17 protein-coding genes are annotated in these 17,400 nt (G+C 68.5%); 5 read left to right on the top strand and 12 right to left on the bottom strand.

Going from position 1 to position 17,400, the window contains the following annotated elements; all coding sequences use genetic code 11:
• Both NS2_RS36110 and NS2_RS18480 read left to right on the top strand, forming a co-directional pair.
• Positions 1 to 1,353 (top strand): TPR repeat domain-containing protein (locus tag NS2_RS36110; RefSeq protein WP_444980891.1); only part of this gene is annotated, 1,353 nt, incomplete at its 5' end.
• On the top strand, positions 1,346 to 2,137 hold the full coding sequence (locus tag NS2_RS18480; protein WP_033091523.1) for a hypothetical protein: 792 nt from the start codon (positions 1,346 to 1,348) through the stop codon (positions 2,135 to 2,137). The genes NS2_RS36110 and NS2_RS18480, both read left to right, overlap by 8 nt.
• A gap of 408 nt (positions 2,138 to 2,545) precedes the next feature.
• Here the strand turns inward: NS2_RS18480 and NS2_RS18475 are convergent, their stop codons facing one another.
• From NS2_RS18475 to NS2_RS18420, 12 genes are all read right to left on the bottom strand, one after another.
• Entirely contained in the window at positions 2,546 to 3,106 is a 561-nt protein-coding gene (locus NS2_RS18475) for an alpha/beta fold hydrolase (RefSeq protein WP_052087073.1), read from the bottom strand.
• A 170-nt stretch (positions 3,107 to 3,276) separates the two neighbouring features.
• Positions 3,277 to 4,428: an epoxide hydrolase family protein gene (locus tag NS2_RS18470; protein WP_155239262.1), complete on the bottom strand. Its 1,152-nt coding sequence runs from the start codon at positions 4,426 to 4,428 to the stop codon at positions 3,277 to 3,279.
• A 67-nt stretch (positions 4,429 to 4,495) separates the two neighbouring features.
• Positions 4,496 to 5,278, bottom strand: a complete 783-nt coding sequence (locus NS2_RS18465) for a hypothetical protein (protein ID WP_045437049.1) — start codon at positions 5,276 to 5,278, stop codon at positions 4,496 to 4,498.
• 209 nt (positions 5,279 to 5,487) lie between these two features.
• Entirely contained in the window at positions 5,488 to 6,930 is a 1,443-nt protein-coding gene (locus NS2_RS18460) for a bifunctional phosphatase PAP2/diacylglycerol kinase family protein (protein ID WP_045437076.1), read from the bottom strand.
• A gap of 284 nt (positions 6,931 to 7,214) precedes the next feature.
• Entirely contained in the window at positions 7,215 to 7,427 is a 213-nt protein-coding gene (locus NS2_RS18455) for a ferredoxin (protein WP_230464193.1), read from the bottom strand.
• Positions 7,418 to 8,752 (bottom strand): NADH-ubiquinone oxidoreductase-F iron-sulfur binding region domain-containing protein, encoded by a 1,335-nt coding sequence (locus tag NS2_RS18450; RefSeq protein ID WP_052486611.1) that lies wholly within the window; start codon positions 8,750 to 8,752, stop codon positions 7,418 to 7,420. The genes NS2_RS18455 and NS2_RS18450 overlap by 10 nt, the downstream gene beginning before the upstream one ends.
• Complete coding sequence (locus NS2_RS18445) at positions 8,749 to 9,435, bottom strand: ferric reductase-like transmembrane domain-containing protein (RefSeq protein ID WP_033087398.1); 687 nt, start codon at positions 9,433 to 9,435, stop codon at positions 8,749 to 8,751. The genes NS2_RS18450 and NS2_RS18445 overlap by 4 nt, the downstream gene beginning before the upstream one ends.
• Positions 9,435 to 10,385 (bottom strand): FAD:protein FMN transferase, encoded by a 951-nt coding sequence (locus NS2_RS18440; protein WP_036550669.1) that lies wholly within the window; start codon positions 10,383 to 10,385, stop codon positions 9,435 to 9,437. The genes NS2_RS18445 and NS2_RS18440 overlap by 1 nt, the downstream gene beginning before the upstream one ends.
• Positions 10,382 to 10,747, bottom strand: a complete 366-nt coding sequence (locus NS2_RS18435; protein ID WP_147207226.1) for a hypothetical protein — start codon at positions 10,745 to 10,747, stop codon at positions 10,382 to 10,384. Before NS2_RS18435 ends, NS2_RS18440 begins: the two co-directional genes overlap by 4 nt.
• A gap of 133 nt (positions 10,748 to 10,880) precedes the next feature.
• The gene (locus NS2_RS18430) at positions 10,881 to 12,224 is read right to left on the bottom strand and encodes a sensor histidine kinase (protein WP_045437046.1); all 1,344 of its coding nucleotides are present in this window, start codon (positions 12,222 to 12,224) and stop codon (positions 10,881 to 10,883) included.
• Positions 12,221 to 12,922, bottom strand: a complete 702-nt coding sequence (locus tag NS2_RS18425) for a response regulator transcription factor (RefSeq protein ID WP_052086291.1) — start codon at positions 12,920 to 12,922, stop codon at positions 12,221 to 12,223. The genes NS2_RS18430 and NS2_RS18425 overlap by 4 nt, the downstream gene beginning before the upstream one ends.
• Before the next feature lie 49 nt (positions 12,923 to 12,971).
• Positions 12,972 to 13,685, bottom strand: a complete 714-nt coding sequence (locus tag NS2_RS18420) for a VIT1/CCC1 transporter family protein (protein ID WP_197707892.1) — start codon at positions 13,683 to 13,685, stop codon at positions 12,972 to 12,974.
• 246 nt (positions 13,686 to 13,931) lie between these two features.
• Between NS2_RS18420 and NS2_RS18415 the strand changes: the two genes are divergently transcribed.
• The 3 genes from NS2_RS18415 to NS2_RS18405 are packed head-to-tail and all read left to right on the top strand — an operon-like array spanning position 13,932 to position 17,289.
• The gene (locus NS2_RS18415) at positions 13,932 to 16,316 is read left to right on the top strand and encodes a heavy metal translocating P-type ATPase (RefSeq protein ID WP_045437040.1); all 2,385 of its coding nucleotides are present in this window, start codon (positions 13,932 to 13,934) and stop codon (positions 16,314 to 16,316) included.
• Positions 16,313 to 17,026 carry a phosphatase PAP2 family protein gene (locus NS2_RS18410; protein ID WP_052086289.1) on the top strand — a complete coding sequence of 238 codons (714 nt, stop codon included), beginning with the start codon at positions 16,313 to 16,315 and terminating at the stop codon, positions 17,024 to 17,026. Before NS2_RS18415 ends, NS2_RS18410 begins: the two co-directional genes overlap by 4 nt.
• On the top strand, positions 17,023 to 17,289 hold the full coding sequence (locus tag NS2_RS18405) for a hypothetical protein (protein WP_052086288.1): 267 nt from the start codon (positions 17,023 to 17,025) through the stop codon (positions 17,287 to 17,289). Before NS2_RS18410 ends, NS2_RS18405 begins: the two co-directional genes overlap by 4 nt.
• Positions 17,290 to 17,400: the final 111 nt, after the last annotated feature.

Genomic DNA, 17,400 nt, shown 5'->3' with positions numbered 1-17,400 from the left:
GTATTAAAAGGCGTCGCGGATACCCAGGCGATCGCGAAGATCATTTCGCACGGAGACGCGCAGTACAAGGCCGGAAGCGCGGTGGACCGGGAACTGCTCGACGCCGGTCGCCGGTACCTTGCGGCGCAGAATGCCTACGAGCAGGCGCCGGGAGGCCCTAACTCCGCCTTCTTCAGTGTCGATGGCAAGGGCACCGATGACCGCGCGATCACCGAAGGCATTTTCGCGGCGGTGGGTGACGACAAGGTCACTGTCGAATCGGTGGTCACCGACAAAGAGCATGGAAAGCAGTTCGTGACCGATGTGCTGACCCACAACTGGACCGATGACGGCAAGTCGGCGTTGTCGATGTTCCGGTTCGGCGATCAGGACGCGACCGTGGAGAATCCGGCCGACGCGCAGGACGTACTGACGGCGAACCGGACCGGACACATCATGTCCGTCGTCGGTGAGGCAATGAGCACGAAGGAAGCCTGGGCCACGTTGTCGAACGTGCCGGGGACCGACAATCAGTCGGTGGGTCCGCTCAATCCGGACCTGATGCGCACCATTTCTCACAGCATGGCCCCGTACACAGCGGACCTGGCTGGCCTCGACCAACCGGACAAGCCCGGCTTCGACACCTACCACAACGGGAAGAGCTGGATCGACCCCACAGGCAACAACAGCTACTCCGGGTCCGCCAACGTTTTTGCCGTCATGAACACCGATCCCGAGGCCGGGAAGTACTTCAACTCCGCGGTGCTGAACCAGATCCTGAACGCGGAGTCGCAGTTCGCGAAGGATCCGACCGCCCCGAACTCCGGCAAGTGGCTGTCGACAGCGGGAACCCTGCACGGCCTGCTGGACAAGGGATTACAGCTGGAAACCATCGACGAGTACCACGACCAGGACAAGGCGGCCGAGGCGGCGTACAAGCAGAAGGTCGCTGCTTACGACGTGTTCAAGGCCAGCGTCAACTTCGCCAGCGGGTATGCCGGCGACTTCGCGAAGTTCACCTACTGGGGTATGAACTCCGGCGGTGACGCCTTCAAGGAGGCGATGATCGGCCCGAAGCCCGAGGGCCACTCGACACCGGAACTGCATGGCGTCAATTTCGACCGCGACTATCAGCAGATCCTCGCGTTCCGGCAGGACACCTACTCGCTGCCGACCGAGTTCCAGCGAGACTTCCCCTGGGCATTCGGAGCCGATGGGAAGCTGTTGACCTACGACCAAGCGATGCAGAAGTTCGGCAACAATCCTCAAGAGCTGAAGGGGTACGAAGCGATGTTCGCTCGACTCGGCGGCCAGGACGGAAACGGGAACATGATGCGCAACTCCTACACAGATGTTGTCCGCAAAGATGGGTAGCCGGATCGCCCGGTTCGGCGGGGCAGCCCTCGTCGCTTGCGTCCTGGTCGGCTGCTCGGACACGTCGGAACCGTCGGTCGCCCCCACCACAAGCCGTGAGCGGCACCCGGACATCGACTACTCATACGTCTGGTCCGCGTCGCCTGGCGTGGATCTGTTCGGCCGTCCCGCTGAGCTGGTACGCGCGACCTTGGAGGCGTCGCAGTACGCCTACTTCGTCGGTATCGACGAGTCCTATCCAGGATTCCAGAAGGCGACGCAGCAGGCGGTCGACAGCAACGATCCGAATGCCGATGCCCTGTTGTCGTTGAAGGCGGTCACCAGCCCCGAAAAACCGGCTCCGCACACCACTTTCGCGCACATCACGAACCTGTCGGGCAACGACACGGAAGTATCGGCCTTCGTCTGCCGATACGACGTTCCCGCCCCCAACCAAGGTGGACGCGCCGAGCGGTGGCTGGCACGGGTGATGCAGGTCCGCTTGACCAACTCCGCCAACACACCGGGGCGGGCCGGAATCGCCGACACCGACCCCAACCAAACCGACCCCCGCGCGCACATGCCACCGAACTGGGATGTGTTCGGGAACTGGAACGTGGTCGGAGCGAAATGGGTCCTCCCGGACCAGGTCCCAGGACAGGGATGCACAGCCTGGTGGCACGAGCGCTTCCCGGAATTCGCGATCAGCGCCGACGGCTCACTCGACGCACCGCAGGACTGGCAAGCTCCCGCGATGCCGGTAGCAGCGCAATACCCAGAGTGGATCGGTCCGGGCACCCAGTAGCTGGTGGACCGCGCGCCGGGATTCACCGGCCGAATCCGCCGAATTTGGCAACGGATTTGGCAACCGAACACGGCGGAATCCAGCGTAACGGGTGGAACGACAAGGACAACCCGGAACGGACGGCACCCCGCTGACCGGCACAGATGGGATTCAGCGGCACCCGCTGACCCGCATGGGACCGGGTCCTCGTGGGCTCATAACCCAGAGGTCGCAGGTTCAAATCCTGTCCCCGCTACTAACGAGGGCGGTCCTGACCGGTAGGTTTCAGGACCGCCCTCAATTTTTTTCGAGGTTCGTGCCAACGGATTTGGCATCATCCGACTCGGCTGTGTCGATGGTCGCCCGGGGGCCAGTGCTATCAGGTGGTATCGAGCGGAACGCAGCGGAAGCGGGACGGGGTCTGCGGATTCAGTGGCGCACGTGGCGGTAGAAGTCGCGGAGGTCCTCGACGAGTAAGTCCGGCTGCTCCAGTCCGGGGAAGTGGCCGCCGTGGTCGAATTCGGTCCAGCGCACGATGTTGTGGGTGCGTTCGGCGATGCGGCGCACCGTGACCGAGATGTCGTGGGGGAATTGGGCGACCGCGACGGGGATCTCGATGCGGGGACCGGGCTGGCCCCAGGTGAAGCCGTCTTCGAAGTAGTAGCGGGCCGCTGACCCGGCGGTGGAGTTGAGCCAGTAGATCATGATGTTGGTCAGCATGGCATCGCGGTCGACGGCGTCTTCGGGGGCGGCGGTGGCGGGGTCGATGAGCGCGGACAGGATCGAGGTGAGGTGGATGCCGGTGAGGTGCTCGATAGCGAGTCCGGCCAGGTGCCGGGTGACTCGGGAGCCGAGGTCTCCGCCGTGGGCGCCGTAGCGGTCGTAGCCGAGCCGGACCATCAACACCGCCCACACGCGCGCGACCCGCTCGGCGGTCCAGCCGACCGCGGGCCCGGAGAATCCGAATCCGGGCAGGGTCGGAACGATCACGTGGAAGGCGTCGCGGGCGTTGCCGCCGTGGGCCTGTGGATCGGGACACCGGGCCGAGGCTTGTGGTCGCCATGGCAGATCACCTTTCCGGCAGGGGAGCAGAAACGGGAACGAGGCCCCGGACAAGGGGCGGCGCAGCAATCACGACGTCACAACCGCCCCCCGGGGATTCATTGGCGCAGTTGCCCGAAGAAGGCCCGAATGTCGTCGACGAACAGGTCGGGGACTTCGAAGGCTGGGAAGTGGCCGCCCTCGGCGTGGTCGCGGAGGAAGGCGACGCTGTCGCCGGCGCCGAGGACCTTGCGCACGAAAGCGTCGCTGTAGAACAAGGATTGGCCCTGCGGCACCGGGGAGGGCCCGCCCCAGCCGGTGTTCTCGGCGTGGGCCATCTCCCAGTAGAAGTCGGCCGCCGCGGGCCCGGTGCGGGTGAACCAGTACAGGCTCGCGGTGATCAGAATGTTCTCGCGGCTGATCGGGGTCGCGGGATTGGCCCACTCCACGAATTTCTCTGCGATCCAGGCGAGTTGCAGGATCGGGGAATCGGCCAGACCCGCCGACAGGGCGTTGGGTTGCGTCGAGTGCAGCACCCGGTAGCCCCTCATCTGCGCCCAACTGTGTTGCGCCACTTCGAGTTGCTTGCGTTCATCGGCGTCGAGGCCCTCGGGGACGGGGAGGTCCTCGCCGACCATGCCGAGCTGGAGGCGGTCTCCGTGGGTGTGCGCGCCGATCACGCGCTCGGGCAGCAGTGCCGCCACCCGGCCGGTGACTCCCGCCCCGATGTCACCGCCCTCGACGCCGAAGCGGTCATAGCCGAGCCGGGTCATCAATTCGCCGAATGCCAGCGCGGTCCGGTCGAGGTTCCAGCCGCGCGCCGAGAGAGGACTCGAGAACACGAACCCGGGCAGCGACGGAATCACCAGATGAAACGCGTCCGCCGGGTCGCCGCCGTGGGCACGCGGGTCGGTCAGTGGCCCGCTGGCGGCGAGGAACTCCACGAACGAGGTCGGGTAGCTGTGGTTGAGCAGCAGCGGGGTGGCATCGGGTTCGGGTGAGCGCAGATGCAGGAAGTGGATGGTTTGCCCGTCGATCTCGGTCACGAAGTGCGGCAGCGTGTTCAGTTCGGATTCGTGTGCGCGCCAATCGAATCCGTCGGCCCAATAGGCGGCCAGCTCGTGCAGGTAGCCCGGGGCGATGCCGTGGTCCCACTGCGAGTCCGCGCCCGGTACGGGATGCGGCGAGCGGGTGCGGGCGAGTCGTTCACGCAGATCATCGAGCTCGGCCTGCGGGATCTGGATCCGGAAGGGAATGATGTCAGCGTTCATGCGCACAATCTATGGATGATCTAGGTCAGCATCCGTCCTATTTCCCGCCCGGGTGGGTGTGTCGGCCTCAGGCGGGTGCGCCGAGAACCTTGCTCACGTGCCGTGCGACTGTGGGGTTCAATCTGTGGTCGCGCACGTCGGGCAGTGCGCGATCGACGGCGGTGATGAGTGCGAGTGCTCGCGCGGCGGCTGCCAGGGCGTCGACCGTGACCCGGGTCGTGCCGTGACCGCACAGTGCGCCGAGTAGTCCGGGGAGTACCAGTGCGACGAGGTGATAAGGGTCCGCGGGAATCGAGACGGTGCGGGTGGGGACCGTCCACATCGGGTCCTGACCGGTCAGGTCGACGAGGATGTCGTGGTCGATCATCAGCTTTCGGATCGCGGGTCCGTGGAATGCGTCGCCGTGCCAGGAGGTGACATGAGCAGCCCCGCATTCGAGTAGCACCGCTTCCAGGCGCGGTGTTCGTTCCGCGCCGAGTACCGCCAGCCGGCCGTGTCGTGGCGGGATCCTCTTCGCGCGCAGTGCCGTCACCGCCGCGGCGGCCACCGTGGCGGTGAGGGCGTCGGTCTCGGAGACCACGAGACGTCCGCCGTCGGCGTCTGTAATCGATTGCACAGCAGCAGATTCCGTTGAGTTCAGTCCGATCAGGAACACCGCGGTGCGGTGATGGGGCAGTTTCGCTATCCGTGCGGCGACCGAGTGCGGCCGGCCTGTCGTGACCGGGACGACCGACGTGCGCAGCACGGTGTGATCGGTCAGCAGCGCGGCGTAGTCCTCCATGGCCATCCAGCACGAGCTGTTGGTTCGAGTGCCGCGGCCGCCCCACGCCGCGACCACTGCTGCCCCCACGCCCCTCCCCTCGGGTCCTCCGCGCCGGGCGGCGCTGTCCCAATGACCGGGGTCGATGTGGCTGACCACTACTTATGCCTCACTCTCACGGGCCCAGACCGAAGTGATATTTCTATCTTAGAAAATTCGCAATCAGTCGCGCCGTCGGGAGGGTCGGCGGGATGGTCGGCGGGCGTTCGAGCTCAGGCCCGGCCCGCTGCTTTCGAGACCTACACGGCTGAGTTCCGGTTCTGCTCGCGTGGACGGTAGACCAGCAGACCCGCGGTGTCGATCTGGATCTCGATCGGTTCGGAGGTTTGGACGTATTCACCGTCCAGCGACAGCGGTAGAGCGCGGTCGGTGGTATCGATGCGAAGCTCGTGCGGGGTTTCTCGCTGGTAGGCGGGGCACCGGCGCACCGTGTGGGTGAGCATGGCCAGAACCATCAGGGTGGCGGTGAATGGTGTTGCGGCGTCGATGATTCGGACGTCGAGGTGGTTGTCGTCGAGGCGGGTTCGGTAGGCGGGGGCGAAGCCTGGTGGGTGGTAACGGCCATTGCCGATGAAGATCATCCACACCGTCCGCGGGTGGCCGTCGATCAGGATGGACAGCGGCTCACCGCGCCGTACGACATCGAGCAGGCCGATTACCAGGGCCGGCCATTTGCCGAAACGTGGTTCCCAGCGGGAACGAAACGCGACCAGCTCGGTGTAGAGGCCGATTCCGCAGGTGTTGAGGAAGATCCGGCTGCCGACGCGCGCGAGGTTTACGCGCACAGCGTTTCCTTCGCGCAGGGCCGCGGCGGCGTCCTCGAGGGTGTGGACACCGAGTTCGTGGGCGAAGTGATTCAGCGTCCCGGCGGGAATCACCAGCAATGGGATCCCGGTGTCGGCGAGGTGGCGGGCCGCGGCGTTCACTGTGCCGTCACCTCCGGCGACGGCGACCACCGAGGCACGGGTCGCGGCGTCTGCCAGCGCGGCTTCGAGGTCGTCCGGTTCGACCGTGATCAGCTCGGCATCGGGCAGCGCGACGCAGATGTGGTGGCGCAGTTGCCGGTCGGCGGTGCCCGCGCCGATGTTGACGACGACCACCGTGCCCCGACCCGTGAGGGTGGCGGGAACCTCGACCGATGCGGGGGCGGCGGCTGCCGGGCCCGGCGGGCGAGTGGGCCACCACCAGCGTGTCAGCCAGGCGACGACGATGCCGACTCCGGCTCCGGCGAGCACGTCGGATGGATAGTGCACCCCGGCGACGACTCGTGACATCGCAACGGCGCCGGCGGCGGCCGCGATCGGAACGGCCAGCGGTGCGGGAGCCTCGAGAGCCACTGCCGTCGCGAAAGCGGCCGCGGACGCGGCATGTCCGGAAGGAAATCCGGTGGTGATCGGTTGTCGAACCACACGACGGATCGGTGGGATATCGATTCCCGCCGGGCGGGTGCGGCGAAAGAGTCTCTTGCCCAGCAGATTCGCCGTCGCGCCGGCGATCGGCACCGAGATCGCGCCGCGGAGCGCGGCTCGGCGTGCCCGGCGGTTTCTGGTCATGCTCATGGCTGCGGCGATGACGCACCACAACCGCCCGTAATCGGCCGCGCGGCCGAACGCCGGCAGCACCCGGTCGAGCATCACCGATGGCTGCGGAGAGACACGGCCCAGCAGCCAATGGTCGATCACCGTGGCAGTGCTCTCTCGGTGGTTCACGGGATTCGCCCATCATCGTTGTCGACCGTCGTCGGGACAGTTGCCGGACTGTGTTCGGGTGCAAGAGTTTCGCTGGCCGCATCGACGTCCGGATATCGTATGCGGCCGTGGCTGTTTCGGGCAGGTAAGGAGGACCGTACGTCTGCGGCGGGAAGGCCGACAGTGGCTTGCGCCCCCGTCGGCACCCGCTTTCGTCCCGGAATCCTGTCGCGGGCGTTGCTGCCGGAGCCGATACCCGTGTGCGACTGCTCTTCGCGTCATGGCTTGTCGTTGCGGAGAGCTCGGAGAGGGCACGCGGCGATGGCGCGCCGGGCGTGGCCGCGAAGGTGATCCGGGATGGTCCGATCGTTGACGATGGGGTAGCCCCATTCGTCCAGTGTGATCAGTTCGGGCAGCAGTTCGGCGCACAGTCCCCGGCCGGTGCAGGCGATGCGGTCGATGCGCAGGGGCGAGGCTCGGGTCATCGCCATGTCTCCGGGGGTGCGGCGGGCGGTACGAGGATGCGAGGTGGGTGGTGGGCGGACGGACAGGCAGCGTGGGTGAGGTGCCGGTGCACGTCGTCGGAGAAGACGTGCAGGGCGGAAGCGGCGAGCCTGGCCGCTCCGTCCGGGTGACGGCAGGCACCTCGATCGGGCAGCAGCCCGATCCGGCGGTGCAGCCTGGACAGTAGGTCCGGATCGGTCCGTCCGGTGGCCAAAGCGGTGAAATCCTCGGCTACGGAGGGCAACCCGAAACGGCATGGACCGCATTGGGCAGCGCTGTGGGCGGCTAGATAGGTGAGCATTCGAGCCGTCTCGCTCAGCCCGCAGGCTGCGCGGGGAAGTGCGACGAGCACCCCCGCACCGGGTGCGGCATTCACCTCGGCCAAGGAACATCGGCTCAGCGGCGTGTGCCCACATTCTGCCGGAAGCCAAGTTCCGGCGAATCCCCCGATGAGGATCGTCGGCTTCGGTTCCCAGCTGTGACCGGCGAGGTCGAGGATCGCGGAAAGCGTTGTACCGATTCGGATCTCGAACACAGCCGGTACCGTATTGGCGTCGGAGACGGTGACGAGCATGGTGCCGGGCTCATCCCGAGTGCCGGTCTGCCGGAACCAGTCGGATCCGTAGCGAGTGATGAGCGCCAGGTGGGCCAGGGTTTCGGCGTTGTGAACGAGGGTGGGGCGTTTACCGACACCGCGTTCGTGGGTGCGCGGTCGGTTTCCCTGCGGGCGGGCGGGGCCGCCGTTGAGCCAGCGCACCAGCGAGGTCGACTCACTGGAGACATAGGCGTGTGGCAGGGCGTGCGGCAGCAGGCGCACTCGGTCGAGGCGGGCGCGTCGCCGTTGGTCCAATGCCTCTGCCACCCGGCGATATTGGGTCGTGCGGGTGCGGGGCACACACACGTGGACGGTGTCGGCGCCGACCGCCGTCGCGGCCAGGACTGCGCCGTCGAGGACGAGATGCGGTGCGACGCCGAGCAGGAACTGGTCCTTGCAGCTCGCCGGTTCGCTCTCCATCGCGTTGACCACGACCACGGCCCGGCCGCGTCGCTCCGTGACGGCACGCAGTTTCGTGGCTGCGGGGAATCCGGCGCCGCCGCGCCCGGTCAGTCCGGCTGCCTCGACGATATCCACCAGCGGCGGTATGCCTCGACCGCCGAGCGTCCGGTCGACCGGGGGCGGCCCGTAGCGACGGAGGTGATCGGTGAGAGTGGCCGGTCGTCCGGTCTCGTACCAGCCGGTCAGCAGTCGGGTGGCGGCGGGATCGGGCGCGAGATGGATTGGTGCGAAAGGTGTTGCGGTCGAGGGGGTCACAGTCCACCTCCGAGGGTGATCGTCAGTGTCGCGGCGCGATGGGCCCAACCGGGCCGCAGTGGCCCGGCAGCCAGAAACGCGGTCAGCAGCATCGGCACGGCGGCCGCGGCGAGGGCGGCTGTCGAACGCCGGATGCCCGCTCCCGGCCCGGCCTTCGCGAGCCGCCACCACACAGTGCCGACCACAGCGGCCACGCAGCCCGCGTAAAGCCAAAGTTGAAGGGACAGACGGGTATCGGTGCCGGTCCCGACGCTGTGGAACAGGGCGAGCGGCCAGGCCGCGTAGGCCGTCCAATGGACGGCCTTCCAAAGCCGTGCTCCGATCCGCAGTCGGAGGGCGCTGGTCAGCAGTACCGCGAGCAGCAGGTCGAGCGCGGTGGTGCCCAGGCCGAGCCAGAGCGGCCGGTAGGACGCCACGAACGGCACCATCGACACCGCCCAGCTCAGGTGGACGAACGGATCCAGGATCGCGGTCACCGCGTGCACGACGAGGAACGCGAGCGTGAGCAGGGACAGATTGCGGTGCAGCAGTGCGAGTTCGAAGCGGCCGATGCGGCGGGGCGCGGCGCGTCCGGCGAAGCCTGTTCCGAGGATCACGGTGGTGGTGAGCAGGAGCAGGGCGAGCGTGCCGGAGGAGCGGCTGGCGTACCAGAGCGGGCTTCCAGCGAGCTCGAGGGTTGTCATCACGATTCTCCGCGGGTGCGGGGGTGGGCATCGGGCGGCCAGTCGCCGAGACGGACGACGATGCCGTCGAGGCTGGTCAATCGCGCGGGCAGCGCGGTACCACGCAGCCAGTCGACGGCCCGGTCGCCGAGCACGATGGCCGCGGTACCGGCGGCGTTGGCGTCCACGCAGGTGGCCGCCGCGACGCTGACGGTGCGCCAGACCGGCGCGGCGGGTTCCCCGGTGACCGGGTCGATGATGTGGTGCAGGGTGCGTCCGGCACGCCGCCAGTTGCGTACGCCGATTCCGGACGTCGCCAGCGCGCCGCCGGTCAGGGCGATGGTGTGGTCGTGCTCCGGGATGGGCCGCGCGTGGTCGTCGGCGAGCGCGATCCGCCAGCCCCCTTCCGGTACCGGCCCTGCTGTGGCCAGGTCTCCACCGAGATTGACCAGCACTCCGCTCCCGGTGGCGGCAGCGGCCCGTCGCGCCGCGCGATCGGCGGTGAGAGCCTTTGCGGTGGCGCCGAAGTCGAGTCGGGCCTGCGGCGGCAGGCGCAGTCGGCGGGTGTTCGGGTCGAAAGCGATCCGCCGCCAGCCGGGCACGGGACGAGAGGCGGCCACGGGATGAGGATCGTCGAGGCGCACCGCGGCGAAGGTGCGGTCGTAGCCGGCCGCGATCACCGCACTGCCCACCGTCGGGTCGACGAGTCCCTCGGTGATTCGGGCTGCGCGCAAGGCGATCTGGAGCGCTTCGGCGAAGCGCTCGCTGACCGTCGTCGGGGTCCCGGCGGTCGAATTCACTCGCGTGAGTTCGGAATCCGGCCGGAAACGGCTGCACGTGAGTTCCACGGCGGCCAGTTCAGCGCGCAGAATCGACTCCGCGAGCGGCAGCGCGCTCGGATCGGTGACCAACAGAGCGGCCGTGGTGCCGAGGGCGGGGAACCTGACCTGGGCGGGTGCGTGGTCGGTCATGACGCTCCCGTCGTGGTCTGCGCGGGCTGCCGGGTGGTGGTGGGAGCCTGAACCGGGGGCGGGAACGTCGGTCGGGTGACCGCGGCCCCGCGCTCGCTGTCGCCCTCGTGGCTGCTCGGCTCGTCGTACTCTCCGTCGTCATCGCCCACCGTGGTGGCCGGGAACTGTGCGGGGGTACTCGACGCGGCCGAATTGCCCTGTAGCAGTTGGGTATAGACACCACCCAGTACCGCCGCGCCGGCCACGGAGACGGCGGCGATCCATCCGGTCAGTCGGCGGCTGCGACGCAGGCCGTGGTCACGTGCTCGCGGTGAACCGGCCCAGGACGGTGTCGAGTAGGGCTCTTCGGGGGAGGGTGCCATGGCGGTGCTCCTGAGGAATCGACGCCCGGATCGGCGTCGTGCCCCTCCAGGCTGTGCCGGCGGATGTCTGGAATCGGCTCGGGTTTTCTTCAGAACTGGTAAAGATCTCGACGCGATGTTCGGCTTGCGTTTCCTATGGCGACAACGGCAGGTCCAGCACGACGGTCAGCCCGCCGCCGGGGGTGTCCTCCAGATGGACCGTTCCGCCGTTGACGGTGACCAGCCGGTGCACGATCGCCAACCCGAGGCCGGTGCCCTTGGCCTGCGGGTTGCCGAAACGGCGGAAGGCGACTGCTTTGGCTTCGGCGGTCATACCCGGACCGTCGTCTCGCACGAGTAGCTGGGCCGATCGGCCTGTCGCTCGGTGGCAGAGGGTGATCGTTCCGCCGTCGGGCATCGCTTCCACCGCATTGGCGATCAGATTGTCGAGGATCTGCTCGAGGTGGCCCGCGCCGATCGCTGCCGTCGGAGGCAGTCCCTCGGACGCGGCCGTGAGCCGCACTCCGTGCTCCTCGGCGACCGGGGACCAGGCCGCCACCCGCTCGGCCACCACCTCGTCGACCCGCACAGCGGTGGGGGGAGGTGTCGTCTGCTCGGCGCGGGCGACCGCCAGCAGCCCGTCGACCAGCCGGGACAGCCGCGCGATCTCCTCTTGTGCCGCGGCCAGTTCGGTGGCGGTGTCGTCGTCGACACCGACGGCGAGGACATCGAGTCGCAGCCGCAGCGCGGCCAGCGGAGTGCGCAGTTGATGGGACACATCGGCGATGACGGCCTGGTGCCCGTGCACGAGTGCCTCGGTGCGGGCCGCCATGGTGTTGAAAGTGGCTGCGAGACGGCGAATCTCGGGTGGTCCGTCGCTGACGTCGGCGCGTTCGCCGAGTGCGCCCTCGCCCAGCCGCCGGGCGCTGGTGTCCAGGGAGGACAAGGGGCGGCTGACCCACCGGGCGAGGCGGATGGACAGCAGCGCGGAGGATGCCAGTCCCAGCGCGCCGATCGCGGCGGACCAGCCCCAGATCGCAGTGACGCGGGCGTTGAGCGGTCCCGCCGCGCGGGCGAGGACGACAACTCCGGCGGGTCGGTGTACCTCGCCGGCCGGTTCCGCGACCAGCAGGCGGCCTTCGTTCGCCGTCGGCTCCGGTTCCTGGCCTGTCAGTACGTCTTTCACCAGCTCCTCGGCATCCCAGCCCTGGGCCGCGGCGCAGGGTGTAGCGGCTACCAGGCGCGCGGCCGCGTCGTACACCGCGGCGCAGTCACCGGCCTCAGCCGCGGCTTGCAACTCCCGGAGCATGGGGTCGGCCGATTTGTGGTCGGAGAGAGTCTCTTCGGCGACCGCCGCGATCACGCGGGTGGCCGCGCGCTGGCCGTCGCGGTAGGCGATGCGTTCGCGTGCCGTCAGCGACGCCGCCAGGGGTAGGACCGCCAGCACCAGCAGCACCGAGGTCAGCACCAGCAGCGTCCACGAGATCCTGCGCGTCACAATGGATTCCGCTCCTGGACCGATCCCAGCCGGAATCCGTGTCCGTATACGGTCTCGATGAGCCCGGGTACGCCGAGCTTGCGTCGCAGGGCGGCGATGTGCACGTCGAGCACTTTGGTGGGACCGTACCAGTGTGCGTCCCAGGCCCGCTCCAGGATCTGCTGTCGGCTCACCACCCGTCCGGGATCAGCGGCCAGGCACTCCAGGATGCCGAATTCCTTGGGCGTCAATGTGATCGCGTGCCCATCGACGAACACCTGTCGCGCACGAAGGTCGATCGTCAACGGCCCGTGCCGCAGTATCTCGGGTCCGGCCGGGCGTCGACGGCGCAGCACGGCCCGCATCCGTGCCAGCAACTCCGCCAGCCCGAACGGCTTGACCAGATAGTCGTCGGCTCCCTCGTCGAGCGCGACCACCCGGTCCGCCTCTTCGCCCCGCGCGGTCACGGCGATGATCGCCGCGTCCGAACGCGCCCGCAACCGCCGACACACCTCGACACCGTCGAGGTCGGGCAGACCCAGGTCGAGCAGGACTACATCCGGGGTGGCGGCAGCCAGGGCGGCCCGTCCGGTGTGGACGCCCTCGACCGTGTATCCGGCCTGCCGCAGACCGCGCACCAAAGCGTCGGCGATGCCTCGGTCGTCCTCCACGACCAGCACCCGTGTCTCCTGCACCGGGCCCGCGGCCTGAGCATTCACACATGACCTGCTTTCCGGCGATGGGCCGATCGCCTCGACGACGGCCTCGTCAGATTCCGGCGACGTGGACGAGTTGACCGACCAGTGCCGTGACCGCCATGGCGAGGCTGCCGCCGATGACGACTCGCAGCGCCGGGCGCAGGGTGCTCGTACCGGCGACTCGGGCACCGAGTACGCCCGCGATGGCCAGTCCGAGCACGGTGACGAGCACGATGAGCCCCAGCCGGGTACTGCTGGACGGGGCGATCAAACCGAGCAGCGGCAGCAGGCCACCGATGAAGAAACTTGCGGCCGAGGCCATCGCGGCTTGTGCGGGGCGGGCGGCGGTGATTTCGGTGTGGCCGAGTTCGTCGCGCAGATGAGCGGTGAGCGGATCATTCTCATGCAGCACGGCGGCGACTTGCGCGGCCAGTTCTGCGGGCAGTCCGCGGTCGCGGTAGATGCCGGCCAGTGCGGCGAGTTCGGCATCCGGGTCGGTGGCCAATTCGTGTTCCTCTTTGGCCCGGTCGCCGCGTTCGACGTCGACTTGTGAACTGACCGAGACGTATTCGCCCGCGGCCATCGCCATCGACCCGGCCGCCAACCCGGCCAGCCCCGCGGTCAGGACCGCGCCCGCGGCGGCACCGCTGGCCGCGACACCGACCATCAGGCTCGCGGTCGACACCAGTCCGTCGTTGGCGCCCAGGACCGCCGCCCGCAGCCAGCCCGCATGCTCGCCGCGATGGCGCTCGGAATGCGGGTTCACCATCTCCAGGAAAGTCATGAGCGGGGTCCTTCGGTTGCCGGGTCGATTCGATCGACCTCTGTGCTCCGATCGTTGCCACCCGCGTGGTCCCGTTGACAGAGCACTACGACTCCGAAGAGGTCGCCGAAGTCCCCGACCGGTGGATATCGGGCGGCGAAGGGCGAAGGGCACCGGTGGTCAGGACCGCGTCCCCTGTCCTGGTGGTCGCCGTTCCGGTGCACTGGTTGTCGGGTCGGCAGTCACCCCGGCCGGAAGGAGTGTGCGATGAGCCAGCCGACAACCGGCACACAGTCGTGGAAGCATCGGTTCGGATCGTGGTTCGAACCTGCGCTGGTGGCGTTGACCGTGGGCGCGCTGGCGATCGGTGGCGTGCTGTGGGTGACGGGCATGCGTGATATCGCCGACGGTTTCTGGATCGCGGCGACGGCTTCGGCGTTCGTGCCGGCGCTGTACTGGATGATCTCCACTCTGCTGAAGGGCCGGGCCGGGGTCGACTTGATCGCGGTGCTGTCGCTGGCGGGAACGGTACTGGTCGGCGAGTATCTCGCGGGTGCGTTGATCGCGGTCATGCTGGCCGGTGGGCGCGCTCTCGATGCTGCCGCCGAACGCCGCGCCTCCCGGGACCTGCGTGCTCTGCTCGAACACGCGCCGCGATCGGCCCGCCGCCGTGCCGGTGACGAGGTGACGGTGATTCCACTCGACCGGGTGGCCGTCGGCGATGTGCTCGTGGTCGCGGCGGGGGAAGTGGCGCCCGTCGACGGACGGGTCCTGAATACCGTTGCGGTGCTGGATGAGTCGGTACTGACGGGGGAGCCGCTCCAGGTGGAGCGCGCGCCCGGCGACCCGGTCCGCAGCGGTGTGGTCAATGCGGGTGACGCGTTCGAGATGTGCGCGGGTGCCACCGCGGCCGATAGCACCTATGCCGGGATCGTGCGGCTTGCGCAACAGGCCAATGCGGAGAACGCGCCCGTGGTGCGGTTGGCCGACCGGTACGCTGCGTGGTTCCTGCCGCTGGCGTTGCTGGTCGCCGCGGGCGCGTATCTGTGGAGCGGGTCGGCGGTGCGGGCGGTCGCGGTGCTGGTGGTGGCTACTCCGTGTCCGCTGCTGCTGGCCGCTCCGGTGGCCATCGTGTCCGGGCTGTCGCGGGCCTCGCGGCTGGGTGTGGTGGTGCGTGGCGGGGGCGCGCTGGAAAGTCTCGGTCACGCAACCACTTTGGTGATGGACAAGACCGGAACCCTCACCGCCGGCCGTCCGAAGGTCGTCGACCTGATCGCCGCGCCCGGATGCGACGCACACGAGATGATGCGCCTCGCGGCCTCGGTGGACCAGGTGTCACCGCACGTACTGGCCGAAGCGATCGTCACCGAGGCTCTTGCGCGCGGTCTCGAGCTCTCGGCTCCGACCGAGGTGGTCGAGCAAGCCGGCCGCGGGGTGTCCGGCACCGTCGACGGCCGCCGGGTCGATGTCGGCAAACTGCCCGACGGGTCCACCGGCGCCGATTGGACGCGATCGGTCGTGAACCGGGCAAGCCTGGATAGCGCGGCGATCGCGTGGGTCGTCGTCGTCGACGAGCTCGTCGCGGCCATCCTGCTACGAGATCCGTTGCGGCGGCGCGCACCTCGCACCATCCGCCGTTTACGCCAGGCGGGTATGCGACGGCTGGTCATGCTCACCGGCGACCGAGCCGAGCCCGCGCGCGAGGTCGCCACGGTCCTCGGCCTCGACGAGGTGTACGCCGGGCAGAGCCCGGCCGACAAGGTCGAGGCCGTGCGCCGCGAATGCGAGGCCGCGGTGACGGTCATGGTCGGTGACGGCGTCAACGACGCGCCCGCGCTGGCCGCCGCATCGGTGGGGGTGGCGATGGGCGCGCGCGGATCGACGGCGTCGTCCGAGGCGGCCGACATCGTGTTGACCACCGACCGGCTGGACCGTCTCGCCGATGCCATGGACACCGCCCGCTGGTCGCGCCGTATCGCCGTGCAGAGTGCGGTCGTCGGAATGGGTTTGTCGCTGGTGGCCATGGTCGTCGCCGCGTTCGGCCGGCTGCCTCCGGCCGCCGGTGCGTTGTTGCAGGAGGGCATCGACGTGGCGGTGATCCTCAATGCGCTGCGCGCCTTACGGGGCAATCCCGCGCTACGCACCGAAATTCCCGCCGACACCGAGGCCATGCTGCACCGCTTCGCCGACGAGCACGAAACCCTGCGCGACACGCTGGCCCTGCTGCGCACCGCCGCCGACAGGCTCGCCGCCCCGGGCGACGACGCGGCCGCGCTGGCCGCGGTCGAGGACGCGCACCGTTTCCTCGCCGAGGAGCTGCTACCGCATGAGCAGGCCGAGGAGGCCGAACGGTATCCCGCACTCGCAGTGCCGCTCGGCAGCGCCGAGGCCACCGCCACCATGAGCCGCACCCACGCGGAAATCCAACGGCTGACGATGCGCATCGAAACACATCTGAACCTGGCGCGGATCGCCGGTCGCATCGGCCCCGAGCAGACCGATGACCTGCTCGCCTGCCTGTACGGGCTCTACACCGTGCTGCAACTGCACTTCCGGCAGGAGGAGGAGAACTACTTCACCCTGACCGAGGACGAACCCGAATATGACTCGGCACCGGGCCGATCCGGCGCCGCTCGGCAGCCACGACGATGACCCGGTCGTCCGGTCCGACCGATCGCCGTACCGCGCTGGTCACGGCGGCTGTCGGCGCTGCCGGGATGTCGGTGCTGGCGATAGTGTTCGCCGCCATCCTCGACAATGTGGTCGATGGCGACGGAATCGCCGCGATCGACACTCCGTTGACGGGATGGGTTGCCGCGCATCGCTATCACGGACTCACGGCGGTGATGACGGCACTCACGCGGCTCGGTGATCCGCTCATGCTCGTCGCTGTCATGACCGTGGTCGTTGTTGTCGCCGCCGGTCCGACGCGCACGGTCGCGCCCCTCGGCATCGGCGCGCTGGCAGTGGCGGGGTTCCTGCTCGCCGTGGTGGCGGTCAAGTTCGTGGTCGGTCGCCCGCGCCCGGCGCTGCCGCACCCGTCCGTGGACATCGACGGTTCATCGTTTCCGTCCGGGCACTCCACCGGCGTGTGCGTGGTCGGAATCATCAGTGCCTGGCTGCTCACCCGGTGGTGCGTCAGATCGTTGGCCGGACAGGTTGCTGTGTGGACGATGGTGCTGGCAGTGGTTGCGGGAGTGGGCTTTTCCCGCGTCTACCTGGGTGTCCACTACCTCAGCGACGTCCTCGCCGGCTGGGTGCTGGGCGCGCTGTGGGCAGGCGTGGTCATCGCGGCGGGCCGCCTGTGGGAGGCCCGCCCGCCGACCCGGTCCCACCGAACCGACAGCGCGAGGACCCCATGATCTGGGCCGCCGGGCTGATGGGTCGGCGGTTGCCGCCGATCACCGTGGCGTTCGTCGCCGGACGACTGGTCAGCTACTCCCTCTATGTCGGTGCCACGAGTGTGGCCGAGCAGAGCCTCGGTGCGGTGTTCCGCGAAGCGGTCACTTCCGGGTACGGGATAGCCCTCCAACTCGTTCTGCTCCTGATGGTCGTACTGCTGGCTCGAATCGACTGGACCAAGCTGCTCCCGACCACGCCGAGCGAGCACGGCGCCGACCGCTAGGACGGGTGCCGCTGCCCGGCGTCGAGTCGTAAGGACCCGTACTCCAGTGATTTTCGCCCGACGTGGGAAGTCGTGCTGCCGTCGATAGCGTAGGAAATCGAAGAACGGGCT

The sequence above is a fragment of the Nocardia seriolae NBRC 15557 genome (assembly GCF_007990715.1).
GTDB lineage: Bacteria > Actinomycetota > Actinomycetes > Mycobacteriales > Mycobacteriaceae > Nocardia > Nocardia seriolae.
The sequence above is the reverse complement of the archived record's forward strand: the minus strand, read 5'-3'. Positions and strand labels throughout refer to the sequence as shown.